Genomic DNA, 18951 nt, shown 5'->3' with positions numbered 1-18951 from the left:
TTTCATATCTAAGGCCTAATACCCAACACCTAATGCCTAATTCCTAGCTGTTTCTAACGCATCATTTTGTATATTCTTTCAATAGTTAGTCATAATTTTAGTACTTAGAGTGAGCCGAGCGCACTTCTGTTAAGTATGATTCTGTTTTTATTTTCGCCATCATCATCGTTACAATCATGTAGTGTTCCTGTGGCGTAAATAGTATTCATTCGGTTGATCGCACAGAGTAATTCTTTGGATGACTCATGCGATGCCATATAATCTGGCCCTTCTTTTTTCGATTCTAAAAATTGTTTCCATGCATTTTGAACGTGCTTCATATCATACGCTTCATCGTCATCTATAATTTGGTATAAATCAGCTTCAGTCAAATCTTTAGCTACTTCAAATACTGTATCGGCATCTGTTTCTGTTTCTAGTTCACTCACGATTTCCATGTTTGATATGCCATCAGTTGGACTCTCAACAACTTCTATTTTTTCTATCCGTGTCAATGCGCCATCGATATGTCCAACCCAACAGATACGTGGTTGGATATGCGCTGGCAATTCTCTACGAATTAGATCTTCCATGAAAATGCGGAAATCTATGTTAGAGAAACGCGACGTATATCCTGGAAATATGATTGTTACCTGATACGAGAATGGATCTATGTTTTTGCACGTATTGCATCCATCGTCAATACATAACGGCAAACAATCGTTTAAGTCTTCTATTTTTTTGGTGTGATATGGTAATGTGAGAATGTTTTCTATTAAATAAAAACCTTCATCAAATAGTAAATTGTTAATGTATGCAATGGTTTCCGCGAGTCTTTCTTCGGCTATTTCTTTTGTAGCATAATAATGATTGTATTGTCTGCCAATAATTTCTCCTTCTTCATCTAACAAAGCAATGAAATAGCGTTGTGATTTTGTTTCCGTTTGACGTAATACGTAATTGTTTTGATTGGTTGCTAGTTTTAATACGTTAAGTAATTCATTGATTGCCTGTTGTTTTGACGCAAAGTCTTTTTCTGATGATAGAAATACTTTCGTATCACTTTTTATGAGCCAACGATATTCAAAATGCAATCCATTTTTAGAAGTATTACGTTGTGCTGTTTCAATACTGATGTAATCGTTGAATAAATCGCGACGTAAATAACTGTCTAAACCAGATAAGAGCGCAATTCGTTTTTGAAATCCTGATACATTTTCGGTGCCCCATTGTTCTGTTGCTCTGTAATTGAATGCCAATCCACGTTCCGAACTGATTTTATCGTATTCTTTGATGAATCGGTTTTTAGTGGTAATAATATTTGCTTCTACACTGTCTTTGTCTTTCCCAAAGAGCTTGTACATTGTATTAGTGTAGTTTTCAAATACTTCTGCAAAACGTGCAATTAAGTGATCTAAGAGTTCGTTTCTTCGTGCATTGAAATCTTCTAATTTGTCAATGATGTTTTCTACATTGTTTTTGTATTTTGGAAAGTTATCCAACAAGGTTTCTATACCGTTTATGCCTTCTACCGCTTTGAAAAAGTAGGTTTGTTGTAAGTTTTCATCAGCTGACAAGAGTGTTTTTGTATGCTCTAAGTGTGAAAAATAGGTTCCTAATACTTGATCAAAAAAGAGTAAGTATCCTTGTAATTGCTTGGCGCGTACTTTTCGTTCATCAGAAACGGTATTGGACAATCCGTATTTGGAAATTCCGTAATTTTCTGGCAAATGATGTTGTACGGTGTTGTATTTTATTTGGCTGTACACACCTAACGGCATTGGTAAGTCGTCAAACGATTTTTCTGTGCTTGCTTTTTCTGCTGCTTCTAATTCTACAGTGAATTCTGCTACCATTTCTGGATTTAATCCGACAGGCAAGAATCCTTTTTTGTAATTGAATGTACTTTGATCGCACAATACAGGTAAATGTCCTGCTTCTACACAGATTAGCCAAGGATCACTTTTTGCTGTTATATTTTGATTGCAATCACCTTCTTCTCCATTTATTTTTGGTGGGCAATTATCAATACTAATGCCTTCTATGAGTTTTACACCATCAATTTTCATGATAATATTCATGATGTCTGATAAACGTACTTGCGTACGCAGCTCCGATTTTTGCAAAGCTTCTGGTGTTAGAAATCCGTTTTCTAAGATTGGCCCTTCAAATATTTCATCTGACGAAAGTCCTAAATCTAACATTTCCGTAAGCGAATTGGCACGTACACTTGGCGATAAGTATTGTGCTACTGACCACTGAATGGTTGCGTGTACTTTTTCTTCGTTAGCGCCATTTTCTAATTGAATTTCCGCGCAGACACGAATGCATTGTTTTGGCACTTTTTTTACCTCAACTAAGTCTTCACACAGATTTCTGTTTTCATGGTATTTGGTGAAAATTGTTGCAATGATGTCTTCTTCTATATATTCTTCATCCTCATCAAAATCGACAAGAATTGTATATAATCCTTTGATATTGATGGTTTCTGTTTTGTAATCTGATCCTACAAATGGATCAAAGCTTAGGCGTGGATTTTCTTCGTTACATTCGGCATGTATTGGTAACGTATGAATTGCTAGCCAACAGTTTTTGACACCTTTGATGTCTATGAACAGTTTTCTATAATCGATTGCCGTTACAGGTCTGCATGTTAGTATATTTTTTGCTGACTTGAATTGCTCGTGCATTTTTTCGAAGTTATCTTCTGCAGAAGCAACCAAATTTTCAATCGGTTGATCTATACGCAATCCTAAGTCCGTAATTGCATAGCATAACAATTCCATAATCGTAATTCCTGGATCGGTGATATTGTAATCTGTCCAGATTTTTCGACTGAGTTCTTCAATGTATTGTTGTCCAGCGTCTCTTAGATGTTGAAAATCCAAGTCGTTTTGGTAGTCTACATTACTCGGTATGGTGATATGTTCGTCTACGTTTAACATTCGTTGGTTGTTATAGCGTTTACAGTATGTGATGTTGGCACTACTGAGGTTAATATACTTTTTTGATCTGTTGGAATGATTTCATCTTTTTCGTCTGCATCGTGCAACATTTTGAAATCTTTTATATAATCGACATAGTCTAAATTTTCAATGTAAAAAATGACTTCACTTCCGTAGAGCGCATTTCCGAATGATATCGGTTGGTTTTTATCAAAAGCCCATGGCGACAAATACTGCGCTAAGTCTTCTTGTAATTTTTTCGCATAGAAATTAGCATCTAACCCTTCGTAAAATCGTGCACTTACTGTAATTTCTACAGTTTCGTATACTGGTGATACTACTTTTGCATTTACATGCATGGTATTGAGTTCGTTGATAAAGGTTTCAATTGCGTTGAGTTTACTTTGACTTAATTTTGGTTTGTAAATGTCATATACATTTTGATCGATGATGTTTGGAATGGCAACCAATAATACTTCTCCTGGCGCTTTGAAGCTAGTGCTTGTACTGTGATTAAGACATTTGATTTTGTGCAAATAATTAAATTTTTGAAGTACGAGATGTTCATAATCCCAGAGCGTAATAGCTCTATTTTTATGACGTAATCGTTCGCTAACTCTTCGGTAAAAATCCAAGTCACTTTCTTTTGGAAAACCATCAAAAGAAGCATACGGTTGCGTTACTTTTTTTACAGTTGCCAAACGATCTTCTAACTTAGATATGGTTTCTGCTGGCATTCCTTTGTCCAAATGTTCTAAAGTATTTTCATTATTTACAAATTGTACTTCTACCGCTTGTGTATGAATGTTTGTAAATTTTGATACCGTATCAAATGGTTTGGAAATGGTGGCACGAATCCATAAATAATCTTCTGCAAAAAGGGTGTTATCTCCAAATTGCTTTGGTACTGTAAAGGCTACCAATCCTGCTGTTAAAAAGCTGTCGGTTTGGTCTTTGAGTAAATATGCTGGTTTTAGGTTATTCCATATGTTTTTATGTAAATATTGCCAAACTACAGTTGCTTTATCATAGGTATCTATCGCATCTGGGTTTTCTGAACCTTCTTCAATTTGACAAAGGAATTGAATGTTTTGATCAGCTATAGCTTCCTCAATTCCAATATAGAGTTGTCCGCCATTTTCTGGCAAAGACATCAGCGATAAGTTGGAACGTTTTACTTTGTTGATTCCAAAAGGCAATTCGTGATATAATTGCACTTCATTTTTAGTGGTTCCAATAGTTTCTGTAGTTGTTACAGTAACCGATAAGTTTTCTGCAAATGGCGTATACGCATTGTTAGGTAATGCCAATTCATTGAGTGCGTGATAGGTATATATTTTTGGAAATGCATCGTGCAAAAAGCTGTTTTGCAAGGATAATTGCACAAAATAATCGTCCGCCTTTTTAGGAATATACGTTGTATTTGTTGGTAAAAAACCGTTGAACGTAACACTTGAAATACCTTTGAACATTTGTTGACCAATACCTGTAGTTGATGGTGCCGGACTTGTGGCTGCCGAATCACTGCCCGTATCTCTATCATCACTGTGCGTATGATACATCGCTTGCATTTCGTCTTCGGTATGTCTTTTTGATTTTTTATTTTTATCTCTTCTTCCAAAGCCTCTTCGATCGCTACTGCGTCTTCTCTCTTCTCTCGATTGGGTTGGTGCTTCTTCTTCTTCAGTTTTTGCCACTGCATCTGCAACACTTTCAGTATGTGTTTTTACTTTTCCGATGTAACTTGCATCTACAAGGAAACGATTTTCACCATTAATTCCAGTAACTAATTCGGTACTTGATTTTGTTCCCGCTTTGATTCCATCGTAGACTTCCTTGAAAGTTTCCGTTGGTGATAAGTTGAGATATTCTTGAATGTATTGTTGGTAATGTGTTTGAAAGCTATCTGGGCGATCTTTCCAACTTAAAGTTAAGTCTATATTGCTAATGCGTTTTCCAATCCATTCCTCGGAAGAAACTTTTAGATTCGCACGTTTTTTTGCTTGTATTCCGAATGGATAGAACGGATTTTCAGTTTTTATTTTACCAAGATCATTTTTTACTGTTAGGTTTTCAGAATAGGTTCCTACAGTTGTAATTGTTATTTGTTGTAAGTCTGCATTGGCAATTAGCAAGTATGCTTCATACGTACTTTCCGAAATATCATCTTGTGCAAATAATACACGTATTATTGGATGTGCTGTGTTGTAACTTCCTTCATGAATTTCGGCATCATAGTTTACTATTTTTTCATCATCTTCAGTAAGTTCAATAATGATTTCTATTTCATTTGTATTTGTTTGTGCTTTGGTAATTGCTGTAAACGGAAGTGTTACCCATTCTTTTTCTCCTGTATGTTCTATGCTTAGGATAGATCGCAATTCTTCTCCACTTGGTATCGCTGCAAATGTTGCTTTTATGGTAATTGTTCGTACACCTTCAGAAAGTAATAAAGATGGCGCACTGAGTGAAAATCCTTTTTTTGCCAAATTGCGTTCTGTATCGCCGAAAGGCAACCAAGAAGTTCCGCCATTTTCATCTTCGCCTCCTTCTCCATCAGCCGAATTTGCAATGTTTGATGCATGCCAGTTTGATTCGTCTTCGTAAGCATACGTGTTACGCAAAGCCGCTATTTTAGCTTTGTTGATGACAATTTCGTCTTCTAATTGATAGTGAAGTGTGTTTCCATTGCTATCTTTTCCTGCATCTACGAGTGTTTCGTTACTTAGAAATTGTTCGTTTGCGTTTTTAGCCAATTCAAAGATAATGTAGGCATGATCTGCTTTTTCATCATTTTTTTTGAGTTGTAAAACTTCCTTGTAGTAAAAGTCAAGATGGCGTTGTGTTATTTGATTGAATCGTTCTTTACTTTTGTTTAATAGTTTTAAGAACGCTATAAATAGTGCCAATTGTGGCGTAATGTCTCCTTCTGTATAGGTTTCAATTACTTCTTTGATTTCGTTGGAAGCATTGTGAAATGGTTCCCAGTTTCCGCTAGGATTTTTGAAATCTTTTTGATCGTATAATTGTACATGCTTCGAAAATTCTTCCGCAAAGTTCATCCAGTCTTTTACTCCGAATCCCATGAGTTCTACGTTCCCAGGATTGAGCAAAGAAAGATACCGCTCTTGCTGTGTAGTGCCTTCGCGTAACTTTATTAATGTATTTTCGGTACAATCGCTCATGATTATATGTCTGTTGCTTCAGTTATATAGTAAGGGAATACAATATTTCTCCTTGTGTTTGTTGCTCGTATTAAGTACTCTACTTTGATTAAAAACTTTCCTTCTAGAAAATTTTGTGTATCTAATGCTATTTTGATGACATCGATTCTCGGTTCATAGAAAACTATTGCTTCTTTGATTCGATTTTTCATGATCGTAGTTTGCGTTGCGCTTAGGTTTTCAAATATTTGATCTGTAAGATCGCAACCAAATTTTGGGCGCATGACACGTTCTCCTTGACGTGTGGTAATGATCGTTTGTAAACTTTTTTCAATGTCTTCTATATCGGAGATGATTTTTACTTCTCCTTGTTTTTTTAGAAATTTTGGAGGGAAATCCCATCCTTTTCCTAAATATGTTATTATTGATGCATCCATAGTTTTATCCTCCTATTATTACGGTTGGTTCTCCTAATACAATGCTTCCACCGTGTGCAGTTGAATCGCCCATTCTTGCTGCTGGCATACCGCCAATCATGACAGTTCCTGAACCTGCTGTGATGCTATCTGGTGGTCCAGTACACACACACATATCACCTACTTTTGCTGCTGGTAAACCGCCAATTAGTACGGTAGGTTCTCCAGGTGGTAATATTGGTCCTCCAACGTGTGGCACAGTTCCTGTAACCATTGGACAAACATGCATATCTGTTATTCTTGCTGCTGCTGGCATTTTGCTCTTTTTTTAATTTATTTGTACGATTCCACCTTTTATAGTCGTTGTTGCTGAACCTTCTAGGGTTGCCGACGCACCTTCGGCAGTAAATTCTGCGGAAGCGACAACTCCCACATTTATACCTTCCATAGTTATGTCTCCAGTGGCTTTCATGATGATATCTTTTCCAGATTCGATCGTAATTCCGTCTGTATTCATGGTGATGATGTTGCTGTTTTCATCTTGGAGTGTAATGACACCTTCATCATCATCAATATTGATTATTTTTTCTCCAGGTGTTTCTAGTTTGATACTTTTTAGTTCATCATTCATTGTGATTTTGATTTCACTTTTGGTCATGATGACTTTTTCATAGTTATCATCCGAATATTCTACTGGAGATAGATTGGTATTACTAAATAAAGAACCTAAAACTATGGCTTGATTTGGATCATCATTTAAAAAACCTACCAAGACTTCATTTCCTATTTCTGGTAAAAAGTGTACTCCAAATTCTTCTCCTGCGTGCATGGTTAGTACACGTGCCCAAACACCTTCTTCATCTGCACTGATGATGGGTAATTTTACTTGTATTCTGTGTTCTTCTTTCGGATCTCCTTCTAAAGCAGAAACTACTCCAATTTGCAATCCGCTAATAGCTGGCAACATTCCTGATGCTGGCAATTGACTTACTTCATAAGTTTCGGTAAACCATTCCGGATTTAATCCAAATTCTATTGTGGTAACCCAGTTTCCATTGGTAATTGTATTGTGTACACCGCGCACAAATACATCTCCGTTAAAGCGATCACTCATTCCTTCGAGTGTAATCATAGTACCAGGAAGCACAACTTCTGTTCCTTGCACTTTGACCGTTCCACAGATTTTTGCCAGTTGCTGATACATACTTTTAGATTCTGCCCATGACGTTAATATTTCGTCTGGAATGTCACCTGTATGTGTAAGCATGATACTGTTTCCGCCTGCAGCTTCTGCTAATTTTCCTGAGTCGAGATTTCCTGCAGTGTTTAAACCACTGTTACTCGCCGTTTTTGTAACCAATTCTTGATTGGAATAGTTCCACGCAGACGCTTCAAAAGCATCATACTGACTGCGGGCATCAATTTCTGCTTCAAATGAAAATATATTGCCTCCAAATGTTGCTGTAAATACACTTCCGCTTAGCGTTGGTGCTTTGATACTAATTTCACCATCTTCTGTAAAACACAACATGTTATTGATTTGTGCTCTGCATTGTATAAAATCCCAATCTGTGGCTTGGTATTGCACAATTTCATGATGTGTATGCGATGTTGAAGTCATGGAGCCTTTAAGTCCATTTTCTTTGATGATATCTCCTACTACATCACTTTCAGTAGCTTCGTAAAAGATTTTATTTTTACGTGCTTGTGTCATTTTAAATGCTTCATCTTTGCATTCAATAATGAGGTAGTTTGTACTGTTATTTGATTTGATACCGTGTTTTGTAATGATTCCTTTGAAGAGTGTTTTTTCTTCTAAATCATAACCTCCTTTGATATGTATTTTTTCTCCTGGTGCAAATGAAGCATTACTTGCCTCAAATTCTTGCGTAACACTATCACCATCTACAATGACTAAGGTTGCCGTTGGAATTCGGTTGCAAGTACGTTCTACTGTTATGGTTTTTACGCCATATGTAGTACTTACTTCTTCCTCAGCATTACCAATAAGTACTGTTAAGGTTACTAGACTTTGTTGTTCTGTCGATATGTCGCCGACTAAACTCATGCGCTTTGTGTTTTATTTATTGGTGGAAAAAACAATTCAGTTCCTGGTTCTAAATCTCTAAAGTTGAGTAGATTGTTTGCTCTCGCAACTTCTAGATAGTATTTTGAATCGCCATAGATTCTGTACGTCATTAGTGGCAGCGTATCACCTTCTTTTACTTGTCGTATGTGTGTTAAATCTGGTGATGATAATTTTAATTCTGCTGCGCGTAATTTATCATCCTTACTGTCTTTACAGGTAAGTGTAGCAACTGCGCGAATTGGAAAACCTTTGGAATTAAATAGCTTATAATCAATGTCTAATTTTATCAGAAAACATTTAAAACTTAATGATCCCCAAGTGATTTCTAACTCAAACGGCATGTGCATGTCTCCTTGAACAGCGACCAAATCTTTGATTTTATTTATTTCAGCAACGATGTTACTCTCATCAGCTTCATCATCTTTAAACGGATTGAATCCTGCAATATCGTCTGCAATACTGGTGAGTGTTGAATCGAGATCTAAACCGACAATATCAAAGATTCCAGTAGAATCGAATAATAATTTGAACGTAATATCACCTGGTTTTACTTTGGCAAATTTTGGTTTTTTTCCGGGTGAATTTGTTTCTTGATCTAAATTATATTCTACAGAAAATGTTTCTTTATAATTTTCAGGATTGATTGCTACTTTTATTGCATCGCCAGATTTGTTTCCATCTCTATCAAATTTTTGGATAGACATTTTCTCTAATTCTCCAAGTATAGACATGATTAGCGTTCTTTTTTGTTAGTAATCATTTTTGAAACAGCTGTCATTATTTCGTGAGAGGTCCAATTGGCACGTTCTTCTTTGACCAATGAGATTTCTTCCTCTTTTTGAGCATTGACATTTACTTTGATACGCAAATTTTTTATTTCGATTCCCATTATATTAGATCTCCTATTGATAAAAGTTTAAAATAATCATACTTTAACTCTAGCGTTTCTATAAGTATGCTTTGCGTTTCTGCATTGAATTCTCCCAATTCGTATTTGATAGGATAGGCTCCAACAACATTCCATGTTTTGATAGGAATGTGATTTTCACTGAGTAGTACGATGATAAGATTTAAGCGTTTGAATTCGAATTTTTCATACGCATCTTCACACCATTTTGCTACTGACGATGGTACATTTTTGAGTCCTCTTTTCAGCGTAAGCGTGCTAAATTTTAATCCTTTTGGTATTTCATGGACAAATCTATTTTCTCCACCTTCCGCATAGCTTTCCGTTTCAACAGTAACACTTAATCCTGATACCGACTGAAAACTCATGTCTACAGGATTTGGTAAGAGTCCATTGAAATACACTACAAAGTGAAAGCCAGAAACTGGATATTTAAAGTTGTCAAAAAGTGCCATATTTTAGATTATCCTTCGTTGGTAATTTCTATACGTTCATGTGCTAAAGTCAATGTTTCTATAGCAACTTCGTTTGATTCTCCTTTTAAATCGGTAGACTGAATCTTTTTTGCCCACGCATTTAATACTTTCCAAACGACAACTGGTGCATGTTCTTCATCGAGTAAACTGATGGTAATATCACGGCGTTCTGCTTTGTTGAGTTTATTGGTTTTCATCCAATCGAAAAATTCATTATCTCCTTTAAACACACCTCTTTTAAGTACGATATCGGTATATTTTACCATTCCTGGCATGTTGATTTTACTATATTCTGGACTTGATCCTTCTCGGTATTCTAACATTTCGAATTCCTTATCGAGTCCCGACACTTCTTGAAAACCGATTTTAGTTCCTCCCCATTCTACTTGGAAGTGAAACTTTGGTAATGGATATGACATAGTTTTATGTTTTTAATGATTTGTTATCTTTTTTAGTTGTAATTATCAATTATGATTCTTGCATTTTGTGAGAAAACTTTAATACAATAAATTCTGCAGGACGTACTACTGCCATTCCTATTTCTACATTCATGATTCCGTTTAAAATGTCATCTGCAGTCATGGTTTGATTTAACCCTACTTTTACATAAAATGCGTCGTCTGGGGTTGCTCCAGCTAATGCTCCAGCTTTCCATTGGTTTGTCAAGAAATTTTCAATCATTGAACGAATTCGAACCCAAGTATTGGCATCATTTGCTTCAAATACAAATTGGTCACTTGCTTTCTTTACTGATTCTTCAACCATGTTAAAGAAGCGTCTTACCGAAACGTATCGCCATTCATTGTCATTTCCTGCCAAAGTTCTTGCTCCCCAAACCATCACTCCTTTTCCAGTGAATGAACGAATTGCATTTACTGATTTTCCAGCAGTTGTATCGACATTTAATCGATCTTGAATATCGTTTGTTACTCTTACAGTAGGTTTCGTTACATAGTTTAAGCTTACGTTTGCAGGTGCTTTCCAAACTCCTCTTGTACTGTCTACTCTAGCGTAGATTCCAGCCATGGCACTACTTGGTGGCAATTCCATTGGAAGATTATTTATTTCTGCTTTTATTTTGTTGTACGTAGCATTGTCATCAGTTTCTAATGAACTTAGACTTCTTCCATGCATTTCTCCGTTGTTTGTGTCTTTGTCAATTTCAGTAGCTATTAAAGTATTTAGTTCTCCAAATTTAGTTGCAACAGCATCGAATAATGTTGTATCTGCATCAGCTGGTGCTGTTGTTGTTGAGATGAACTCGCCAATAACCGCTACAATATTTTTAGCTCCAGAGTCAATTGTGCTTTCTATTTTTGCTGTATCTGCTTTAAGAATGTGCTTTTTTAGAGAGTTTGTAAGCTTTACTAATTCGTCGTATTGCTTTTCAATTGTATCAGCTGCATCAAATAAATCTGTAAGCTCTTTTAGTTTTGCTTTTATAGCATCTATACTTAATAGTGGAAGTTCTTCTTCTAATGCTAATACAGTAGCATCAGCTTCTACTTTAGCATTATTTTTGAGATCAATAAGCGTTGCCACTTCTGTGAGCAATTCTTCTAAATCTGTATGCAACGTTGCTGGCCTTGGACTCGTAAAGTTTTTTGTTCCACTAATGTCAAAACCTTCATCAGGAGCATTGTCATTGTATAAATATGTAACAACATCTGCTAATTTTCCTGCAAATCCTGTTGTACTAAAACTTGTTAGCGTTGTTATAATATTGTCTAAAACCGTTGCTGCATCTGTATTTACTTTTGCTAGGTTTCCTTTAATTTTTTCAGCTGCACCAGCTGTTCCAAAATTATCTATATGATTGATTATGATTGCATCTGGATCAATTTTGTAATCTAAAATTGTTTCTAAATAAGGATAGTATACCGCTCCATATTTTGCGAAGTCTTTACTTCCATTGATGTTATTTCGTAAGCTAACTACAAATGGATCTGGATCAGAAGTATTATCGCTTCCATGTGTATCAATTATTGTAAAACGATCTTGTAGTTTATTACACTGTGCAAGTGCTTCATTATATAGTCCGTAGAATGCTACATCATCAGAGTCTGCTCTACTTAGGTCAGGAAATACAATTAATGTAGGCTCGTCTACTTTTGCAATTTCATCTAAACCTGCTTTTAATGCGTTTGTATCTAGAATCGTAAGTAGTGTACCATCTCCATATTGACCAACAGAGTTTATATAACAAGGTCCTCCTCCATTTGCAAAGTATAATTGCATTGAATAATACATTATAAACGGTTGTTTGCTTGTTGGTTGCGTTACTTCTATTGTTTGATCGCCATTTACATCATCGGTTACAGTAACATTGATTGTTGTTTCGGGTTTTGCTGAACCAAAATATGTTTCATATTGTAGTAATGATGAAATACGTGTTGGAACTCCATTTAAGTCTCCACTAATTTTTTTTGTAGCTTTCTCTGTATAACCTATGAATGCAGGGATCGCTGTTTCTACTTGTGCGACAGAAGGTGGAAATTTCACAATTTCCTCAATATAAACTCCTGGTGTTTTTAATGTACTAGGCATAATATTTATGATTTAAAGTGTTTTGTTATAATTTATTTATTTCAAAAGTCAGTGTTGCTGGCGTTGTTAGATGTACTTCAGCTATGTTGAGTTGTATGATGGCATCTGGTTGTATTCGCTCATTAATTGTAGCATTCGGAGTAATTGTTCCTACTAAATCTATAGCGCTATATGCTACAAAGTCATTCAATGCTAAATTGTTCCATTTGGTTTCGTTTTTATATTTTTGATTGGCAACTGCATAAAATTCTAGATCAATATCTATTACATCTGGCAACCAATTTGAAAATGTACGATTGGGCGTTGTTGAAGCATATCCAGTAATTCGCTTATCTATTACTTCTTCTCCATCTATTATTAATACTTCATCCACTGTTTGTGCTATAAATTCTTCTTGTTTTTTGCACAACAACGCAAATCCTTCTGGCGTCATTTTTACAATGAGTTTATATTTTTCAATGAGTGCTTCCGAATCTTTACTTGGATAGATTTTTACATTGCTTTGTGTAGCAAAACCATCTTCATGATTAAGTTTTATTATAGTGACTGGCGCATATGTGTAACTGAATCTACTCATAGTGTTTTTCTTCTCCTCCGATTGTTGTAATTACTGTTGCTAGTTTTTCAATGTCTCTTTCGAGTGCAGATACTCTAGCTTTGTAGAGTACACTAGGTATTTGTTTTCCTCCTAACATTCCCCAGATATTATTGAGTTGTTCAAAACTCGGTGAACAGAGTTCCATATTGAGTTCGATATCGTCTTCATCTGCTGTAAAAGCAAATTTTCTTTGATGCTGAAAGAATTTGATGGTTTTGTATATGACCGCCACAGCTTTGTCATATTGTAATGTGCAGGAAAATAGTAAGTAATAGTTGAGATGAATTTTTGGAAAACGTTTGTCTAGTTTGAACGCTCCACCACTTTCAACTAATCGCTGATTTGGAAAGTTTTTTAAGGTACTTTCTTCTTCAATACGTACAATGGTTACTAATAGATTGTCACTTTCAATATTGTTTTCGTCAGATTGAATGTCGGCAACATTTTGCGCTCCTAACTTGACTGAGATTCCTGCCAAGGTGTTTATGTAGGTAGCGAGTCCGTCTGCATTCAGTTTGTCTACGAATTTATTGATCATGTTTCCCTAATTGATTACGAAACAAATCTATTTATAGTACAAGAAATTGTATAGAGTTAATTCGCTAATTTGACACAGGAAAAACACTTTTTTATTTAGGGAGGAAAAACTTTTTTTTATAGGAAAAACACGGTTTTTTAGTTGTTAGCCGCTTTGCTTCTGTTGTCAGTTATCGGTTGCTTTATTTACTAACTGTTTGTTTCATAGTGTAAACTTTTTAACTTTTTTTTTGTTGATTTATTTTGCTTACTATTTTGATTACTAAGCTTTTGACTATTTACCTTTCGTTGATTCGTTTTATATTTTCTTTGAATTAACTGAAAACTTTTTTTATCACGAATTCACGAATATTTTTTGTTGCTTGCTCTTGTGAGTTTTTAACACGAATTCACGAATGCTTTTTGTTGATTTTTTATAAAACAAAAAATCTCTTCGGTTGAAGAGATTTTATCATGAGTGTATTGTAAGTATTTTTTAAGAATCTTTTATTTCTGTTTGAATGACTTCCCATAGTGCTTCTGTCACTTTTTCGGGCGTTTCGTCACCATTTACTTTTACGATGTGTTCTTCACTTTTTAGTTTTTTAAACGCACGCGTATATTGCGATTGCACTGCTTTTAGATTGTCGAGTGTTTCATAGATTTCAACTGTTTCTCGATTGGAGTTGATTCGTTTCATAGCAACTTCGGGAGAAACATCAACAAAAATATTTACCGTAGGTTTTAGAATTTCGGCTGCCATTTTGTTCGATTGAATTACCCAATCCATGTCTACATGCGCACCATGATATGCATAGGAAGAAAAGTAATAACGATCGGTTATTACAGTGTAGCCTTCTTCAAGTTTTTTGAGAATTCCTTGTGTTTCGTGCAGTAAATGATCCAGTCTGTCCGCAGCAAATAAAGCCGCAATTACTTTTTCATCAGCTTTTTCTTTTCCTCCAAGAATGCTACGGATCATTTTACCAATACGCATGTCTGTAGGTTCAAATGTAAGATAGACTTTGTGTCCGCTAGCTTCTAAACGTTTTGCAATGTTTTTTGCTTGTGTACTTTTTCCGCTTCCATCAATACCTTCTATGGCAATGAATATGTTTTTCATCATGTAATTCTTATTGTAGCGACCAAAAGTAAAGATAATATTCTTGATATTTTATTTTCCTAAAGTTTTAATGACCGCTATTTTCTATCACAAGTTTGTCAGTAAGTAGCAATTAAAAATCGGGAGATAGTTCTATTAATTTTTTTTGAATTCCGTAAATAACTAAACCTGCTACGTTTTTTGATTCTGTTTTGAGTAATAGATTGTTTCTGTGTCCTTCCACCGTTCGCGGACTAATGAAGAGTTTTTCTGCGATTTCGTTGGTTGTGTATTGATTACAGATTAATTCGAGTATTTCTTTTTCGCGTTTTGTAAGCAGATTGTTGTCTAAATCACTTTTGATACGCTTGCTTTTAGCAGATAGTAGATTTTCGTGAATGATTTTTAGCACACGTTCATCATAGTAAAAACCTTTGTCATAGACTTCGTTTATGGTGTGTACAACAATTTTTGGCGATGTATTTTTGAGTAAATATGAAGAAGCACCAACATCAATCATATTGGTAATGAACGATTTACCATCGTAACTTGTGACTGCAATGACTTTGATTTCTGGATATTCTTTTTGTAGAATTTTTGTACATTCAACACCATTTAGATTTGGCATTTTTAGGTCCATAAGTATCACATCTGGCTTTTCGGTTGCCACTTTTAGCTTTTCAATTAAGTCTGCACCATCTTCGGCTTCAAAAATAATTTCAAAGTTTTTTACACGTGTTAGTATGAATGATATTCCTGCTCTAAACAATGCTTCATCGTCTGCGATGGCTATTTTTATGATTGGTGTATCCATGATGTTGTGTTTTATATGGTAATTTCTACTGCTACTCCTTTTTGTTTTTCGCTGTGATAGTTTATTTCTCCTTTGAGTAAAGATACTCTACTTTCTATATTTCGCAATCCGAGTCCTTTTTGAACACTTATTTTTGAGGTGTCAAATCCGAGTCCGTCATCTTTATAATATAGAAATAAGTTTTCGTTTTCTGGCTCAAAATTTAAAGCAATTGTTTTTGCTTTTCCGTGACGCATTGAATTGTTCATGAGTTCTTGTACAATTCTAAATACGTGCAGTTCGCTATCTTTAGAGAGTCTTCCAATTTTATAATCTATTTTAGAAGATACTTTTACTTTTTTGCTATTGCTGAATTCGTCACATAATTCTTCTAAAGCGGCACCAAGACCAAATTTTTCTAGAATTGGTGGTAATAAATTGTGTGCAATTTTCCGAGAACTTTCAATCGTTGTATTGGTTACTTTCAACATGTGATTGATAATTTCGTCTGTTTCTTGTGCTGTCACGTTTTCTTCTTCTAATAGAAAATTCGCGCTAAGCGAAACCACATTTAGTTTTGCGCTGATGGCGTCGTGTAAGTCTTGAGCAATTCTGTTTCGTTCGTCTTCTTGTGCTACAATTGTAGCTTTGAGCATTTCTTTTTGATGATTGAGCTCCAATGTTTTCTTTTCTAGTTCTTTTTGAATTATTTTTTTTCGTGATAGATAGAAAAAAAGGATTAGCGTTAATGCCATAATTAACATTAATATTGCGCCTAGAATAACAATGGTTATTATTTTATTTTCTCCTGAAAAAAGTTCGTTCATTTATTTTTATATTTTCATTGTGTAGCTGTTCTTAAAATAAATATCTAGTTTTAAATAATACGTACCTTTTTTGAACTACTTGTGTACTTCATCAAATTATTTTCTTTTTAAAATTGTGAAACCATTCTACTGAAATCAATATTTGATATACTAAATACAGCGTTACATTCATAAACCAAAGTGTGGTTCTGAATTCTGTTGTAATATCATTTACAATATTACCAGAGCAGAAAATTAAAGTACTTGATAAAATGTATATACATATTCCGGAGTTAATGTACATAAATTTTTTTGTCTCGGTTAATGAATTGTAAAATTGAAATACGCTAAAAAACACGATTGGTAATGAGGTTAATAAAATTTCTAATAAATTGAATTTATACAATAAATCTGGTCGCAAATATGACTGAACAATTAGAACGCCCACTACAGATAATAGAATTAGTACCGTAACTATTTTTTGAGTTTTATTACCGTATAAATTGTAATAGAATAAGCTTAGCAGGATAAACTGTGTTACTAAATAATAGTGTGATAAATGTAAATTGTTTACTCCATTATACCAAAGCCAGAATGTTGCTACTTGAATCAACCCCATCGAAAATAAATACCAAGTAAATATTTTAGCACTTATTCTCATTGAAGAATAAGTGCTAAAAAAAAGTATTATATTAATAAATAATACTAAGTATCCTGTGTATGTTACAACATCTTGAATGATAGTTTGTTTAAGTTATTTTTTTTGTGGTCCATACAACGGACTTGTAATGTCGCAAGTGTTTGGACATGGTTGAGAGAAATCATACAATCCTGTGTTTACAGTACCATCGTCATCTACACAACCTTTTTTTGCTGCTGCATAAATAATATCTTCTCCTGCAGCATTAACGCCAACAATAATTAAGTGAGGTTTGTTGTCATCAGATGCATCAATACCAATATAAGCTCTTACATTAGCTACATTTGGTTCTTTTATGACTTCTTTTAAGTCTTCTAAGGGAATTAAAAATGCTTTTAAATCTTGGTGGTCTGTGAATGTCCCATCTTGACCTCTCCAAGCTTTTGTCCAAGCTTCTGCTTTTTCTAAACAAATAGTGTTTACTAAAGTAGAAGATGAACCTGAACTTTTTTGTTCTCCAAATTTTGAATCCATAATAATTTAATTTTTGTAGTTAGTATGGCTTAAAAATAGTAAAATATATGGTTCTATTTTCAACAATTCTTACTTAAAAAAACATTTTATATTTATAATTACGTACTTCTACCTGTTTTTATTTTTAAGTGGTTTGACCAATATATGTATAACATGAAGAGCATACTTTTGGGTATTAGTATTTCTCAATAAAAATACTATCTTTATTCTTTTAACCTTATAAACTATATTATTATGGATCCATTTATCGGAGAAATTGTTATGTTCGGAGGAAATTTTGCACCAAGAGGTTGGGCATTTTGCCAAGGACAATTATTAGCTATCTCATCAAATTCGGCGTTATTTTCTATTTTAGGAACAACATACGGAGGTGATGGTAGAACTACTTTTGCTTTACCTGATTTACGTGGTAGAACAGCTATTCAGCCAGGAACTGGCCCAGGACTGTCTACTATTAAATTAGGACAAAGAGGTGGTGCTGAGTATCATACATTAACAATAAGCCAAATGCCTACCCACAATCACTCTGGAAGTATGAGTGTTTCTAATGTTGCTGGTGATGATGATGTTCCTGGTAATACTGCATCTATTGGAGCATCTGAAATATTTGTTGAAAGCGCACCTAATACAAATTTAGCAAATGGAAGTGTTGTAACTTCAAATACTGGAGGAAATCAATCATTCTACCTAAGAAATCCTTTTGAAGGAATTAACTTCATCATTGCTATGTTGGGAGTATATCCATCAAGAAGCTAGAATTAACTATTTTAGTTTTAAAAAAAAATCGAATTTAATTAACATTAAAAAAATATAATATGAATCCATTTTTAGCGCAAATAGTAATGTTTGCTGGAAATTTTGCTCCAAGAGGTTGGGCGCTTTGTGAAGGGCAACTTTTACCCATAAATACAAATCAAGCATTGTTTTCTTTATTAGGAACAACTTATGGTGGCGACGGAAGAACTACTTTTGCTTTACCAGATTTAAGAGGAAGAAGTCCTATACAACAAGGTCGTGGTCCAGGGCTTACTGATATTAAATTAGGACAAAGAGGTGGTATGGAAACCAAGACATTAACTATTATGGAATTACCAAGTCACAACCACTTTGGATCTATAAAGGTTTCTAATATTGCTGGTGACGATGATGTACCTGGTACTAATGCATCTATTGGAGCCTCTGAAATTTACATAGAAAGTGGTCCTAATACAAGTTTAGCAATGGGTAGTGTTACTACTCAAAATACAGGAAACCAACAAGCTTTCAATATTCGCAATCCATTTTTAGGGATTAACTATATTATTGCTATGCAAGGAACTTTTCCTTCTAGAAGTTAAAATTAAATGAATACATTTTCTGAGTTAAGAAATATTTCTTAACTCAGAAAATACTTTAAAAAAAGGATTTCCCTTAAATAAAAAATTACGTTACCTTTACGG

General features: G+C 34.6%; 18 protein-coding genes. 2 read left to right on the top strand and 16 right to left on the bottom strand.

The genetic code is table 11. The features are described 5' to 3' along the window. Positions 1–104: 104 nt before the first annotated feature. The 16 genes from AB8B65_RS07985 to AB8B65_RS07910 form a co-directional block, all read right to left on the bottom strand. A complete protein-coding gene (locus AB8B65_RS07985) occupies positions 105–2924 on the bottom strand; it encodes a hypothetical protein (protein WP_405300366.1) in 2820 nt (939 codons plus the stop codon). Next, positions 2918–6109 (bottom strand): hypothetical protein, encoded by a 3192-nt coding sequence (locus AB8B65_RS07980; RefSeq protein ID WP_405300365.1) that lies wholly within the window; start codon positions 6107–6109, stop codon positions 2918–2920. The genes AB8B65_RS07985 and AB8B65_RS07980 overlap by 7 nt, the downstream gene beginning before the upstream one ends. Positions 6110–6111: 2 nt before the next feature. After that, complete coding sequence (locus tag AB8B65_RS07975; protein ID WP_405300364.1) at positions 6112–6525, bottom strand: GPW/gp25 family protein; 414 nt, start codon at positions 6523–6525, stop codon at positions 6112–6114. Between the two features lie 4 nt (positions 6526–6529). Further along, complete coding sequence (locus AB8B65_RS07970; protein ID WP_405300363.1) at positions 6530–6820, bottom strand: PAAR domain-containing protein; 291 nt, start codon at positions 6818–6820, stop codon at positions 6530–6532. Positions 6821–6832: 12 nt separating this feature from the next. Beyond that, positions 6833–8572: a type VI secretion system tip protein VgrG gene (vgrG, locus tag AB8B65_RS07965; protein ID WP_405300361.1), complete on the bottom strand. Its 1740-nt coding sequence runs from the start codon at positions 8570–8572 to the stop codon at positions 6833–6835. After that, positions 8569–9324, bottom strand: coding sequence for a LysM peptidoglycan-binding domain-containing protein (locus AB8B65_RS07960; RefSeq protein WP_405300359.1), 756 nt, complete (start codon positions 9322–9324; stop codon positions 8569–8571). The genes vgrG and AB8B65_RS07960 overlap by 4 nt, the downstream gene beginning before the upstream one ends. Before the next feature lie 2 nt (positions 9325–9326). Further along, positions 9327–9482, bottom strand: coding sequence for a hypothetical protein (locus tag AB8B65_RS07955; protein ID WP_405300358.1), 156 nt, complete (start codon positions 9480–9482; stop codon positions 9327–9329). Further along, positions 9482–9955 (bottom strand): phage tail protein, encoded by a 474-nt coding sequence (locus AB8B65_RS07950; protein ID WP_405300357.1) that lies wholly within the window; start codon positions 9953–9955, stop codon positions 9482–9484. Before AB8B65_RS07950 ends, AB8B65_RS07955 begins: the two co-directional genes overlap by 1 nt. 8 nt (positions 9956–9963) lie before the next feature. Continuing rightward, positions 9964–10395, bottom strand: a complete 432-nt coding sequence (locus AB8B65_RS07945) for a phage tail protein (RefSeq protein ID WP_405300356.1) — start codon at positions 10393–10395, stop codon at positions 9964–9966. Positions 10396–10444: 49 nt separating this feature from the next. After that, positions 10445–12523: a phage tail sheath C-terminal domain-containing protein gene (locus AB8B65_RS07940; RefSeq protein WP_405300355.1), complete on the bottom strand. Its 2079-nt coding sequence runs from the start codon at positions 12521–12523 to the stop codon at positions 10445–10447. Positions 12524–12548: 25 nt separating this feature from the next. Next, complete coding sequence (locus AB8B65_RS07935; RefSeq protein ID WP_405300354.1) at positions 12549–13100, bottom strand: hypothetical protein; 552 nt, start codon at positions 13098–13100, stop codon at positions 12549–12551. Continuing rightward, positions 13093–13659: a DUF4255 domain-containing protein gene (locus AB8B65_RS07930; RefSeq protein WP_405300353.1), complete on the bottom strand. Its 567-nt coding sequence runs from the start codon at positions 13657–13659 to the stop codon at positions 13093–13095. Before AB8B65_RS07930 ends, AB8B65_RS07935 begins: the two co-directional genes overlap by 8 nt. Before the next feature lie 474 nt (positions 13660–14133). Next, positions 14134–14763, bottom strand: a complete 630-nt coding sequence (gene tmk / locus AB8B65_RS07925) for a dTMP kinase (RefSeq protein WP_405300352.1) — start codon at positions 14761–14763, stop codon at positions 14134–14136. 109 nt (positions 14764–14872) lie between these two features. Next, a complete protein-coding gene (locus AB8B65_RS07920) occupies positions 14873–15553 on the bottom strand; it encodes a response regulator (protein WP_405300351.1) in 681 nt (226 codons plus the stop codon). An 11-nt stretch (positions 15554–15564) separates the two neighbouring features. Beyond that, positions 15565–16359 carry a sensor histidine kinase gene (locus tag AB8B65_RS07915; RefSeq protein ID WP_405300350.1) on the bottom strand — a complete coding sequence of 265 codons (795 nt, stop codon included), beginning with the start codon at positions 16357–16359 and terminating at the stop codon, positions 15565–15567. 733 nt (positions 16360–17092) lie between these two features. Continuing rightward, a complete protein-coding gene (locus AB8B65_RS07910) occupies positions 17093–17512 on the bottom strand; it encodes a hypothetical protein (RefSeq protein WP_405300349.1) in 420 nt (139 codons plus the stop codon). 234 nt (positions 17513–17746) lie between these two features. On the opposite strand from AB8B65_RS07910, the gene AB8B65_RS07905 reads away from it, so the two are divergent. Together AB8B65_RS07905 and AB8B65_RS07900 are read left to right on the top strand one after the other, a co-directional pair. Continuing rightward, entirely contained in the window at positions 17747–18268 is a 522-nt protein-coding gene (locus AB8B65_RS07905) for a phage tail protein (RefSeq protein ID WP_405300348.1), read from the top strand. Between the two features lie 59 nt (positions 18269–18327). Then, the gene (locus AB8B65_RS07900; protein WP_405300346.1) at positions 18328–18849 is read left to right on the top strand and encodes a phage tail protein; all 522 of its coding nucleotides are present in this window, start codon (positions 18328–18330) and stop codon (positions 18847–18849) included. Positions 18850–18951: the final 102 nt, after the last annotated feature.

Origin of the sequence: Kordia sp. (assembly GCF_045105435.1) — a bacterium.
Taxonomy (GTDB): Bacteria; Bacteroidota; Bacteroidia; order Flavobacteriales; family Flavobacteriaceae; genus Kordia.
Note: the sequence above shows the minus strand (reverse complement) of the source record. Positions and strands in the feature narration are given on the sequence as shown.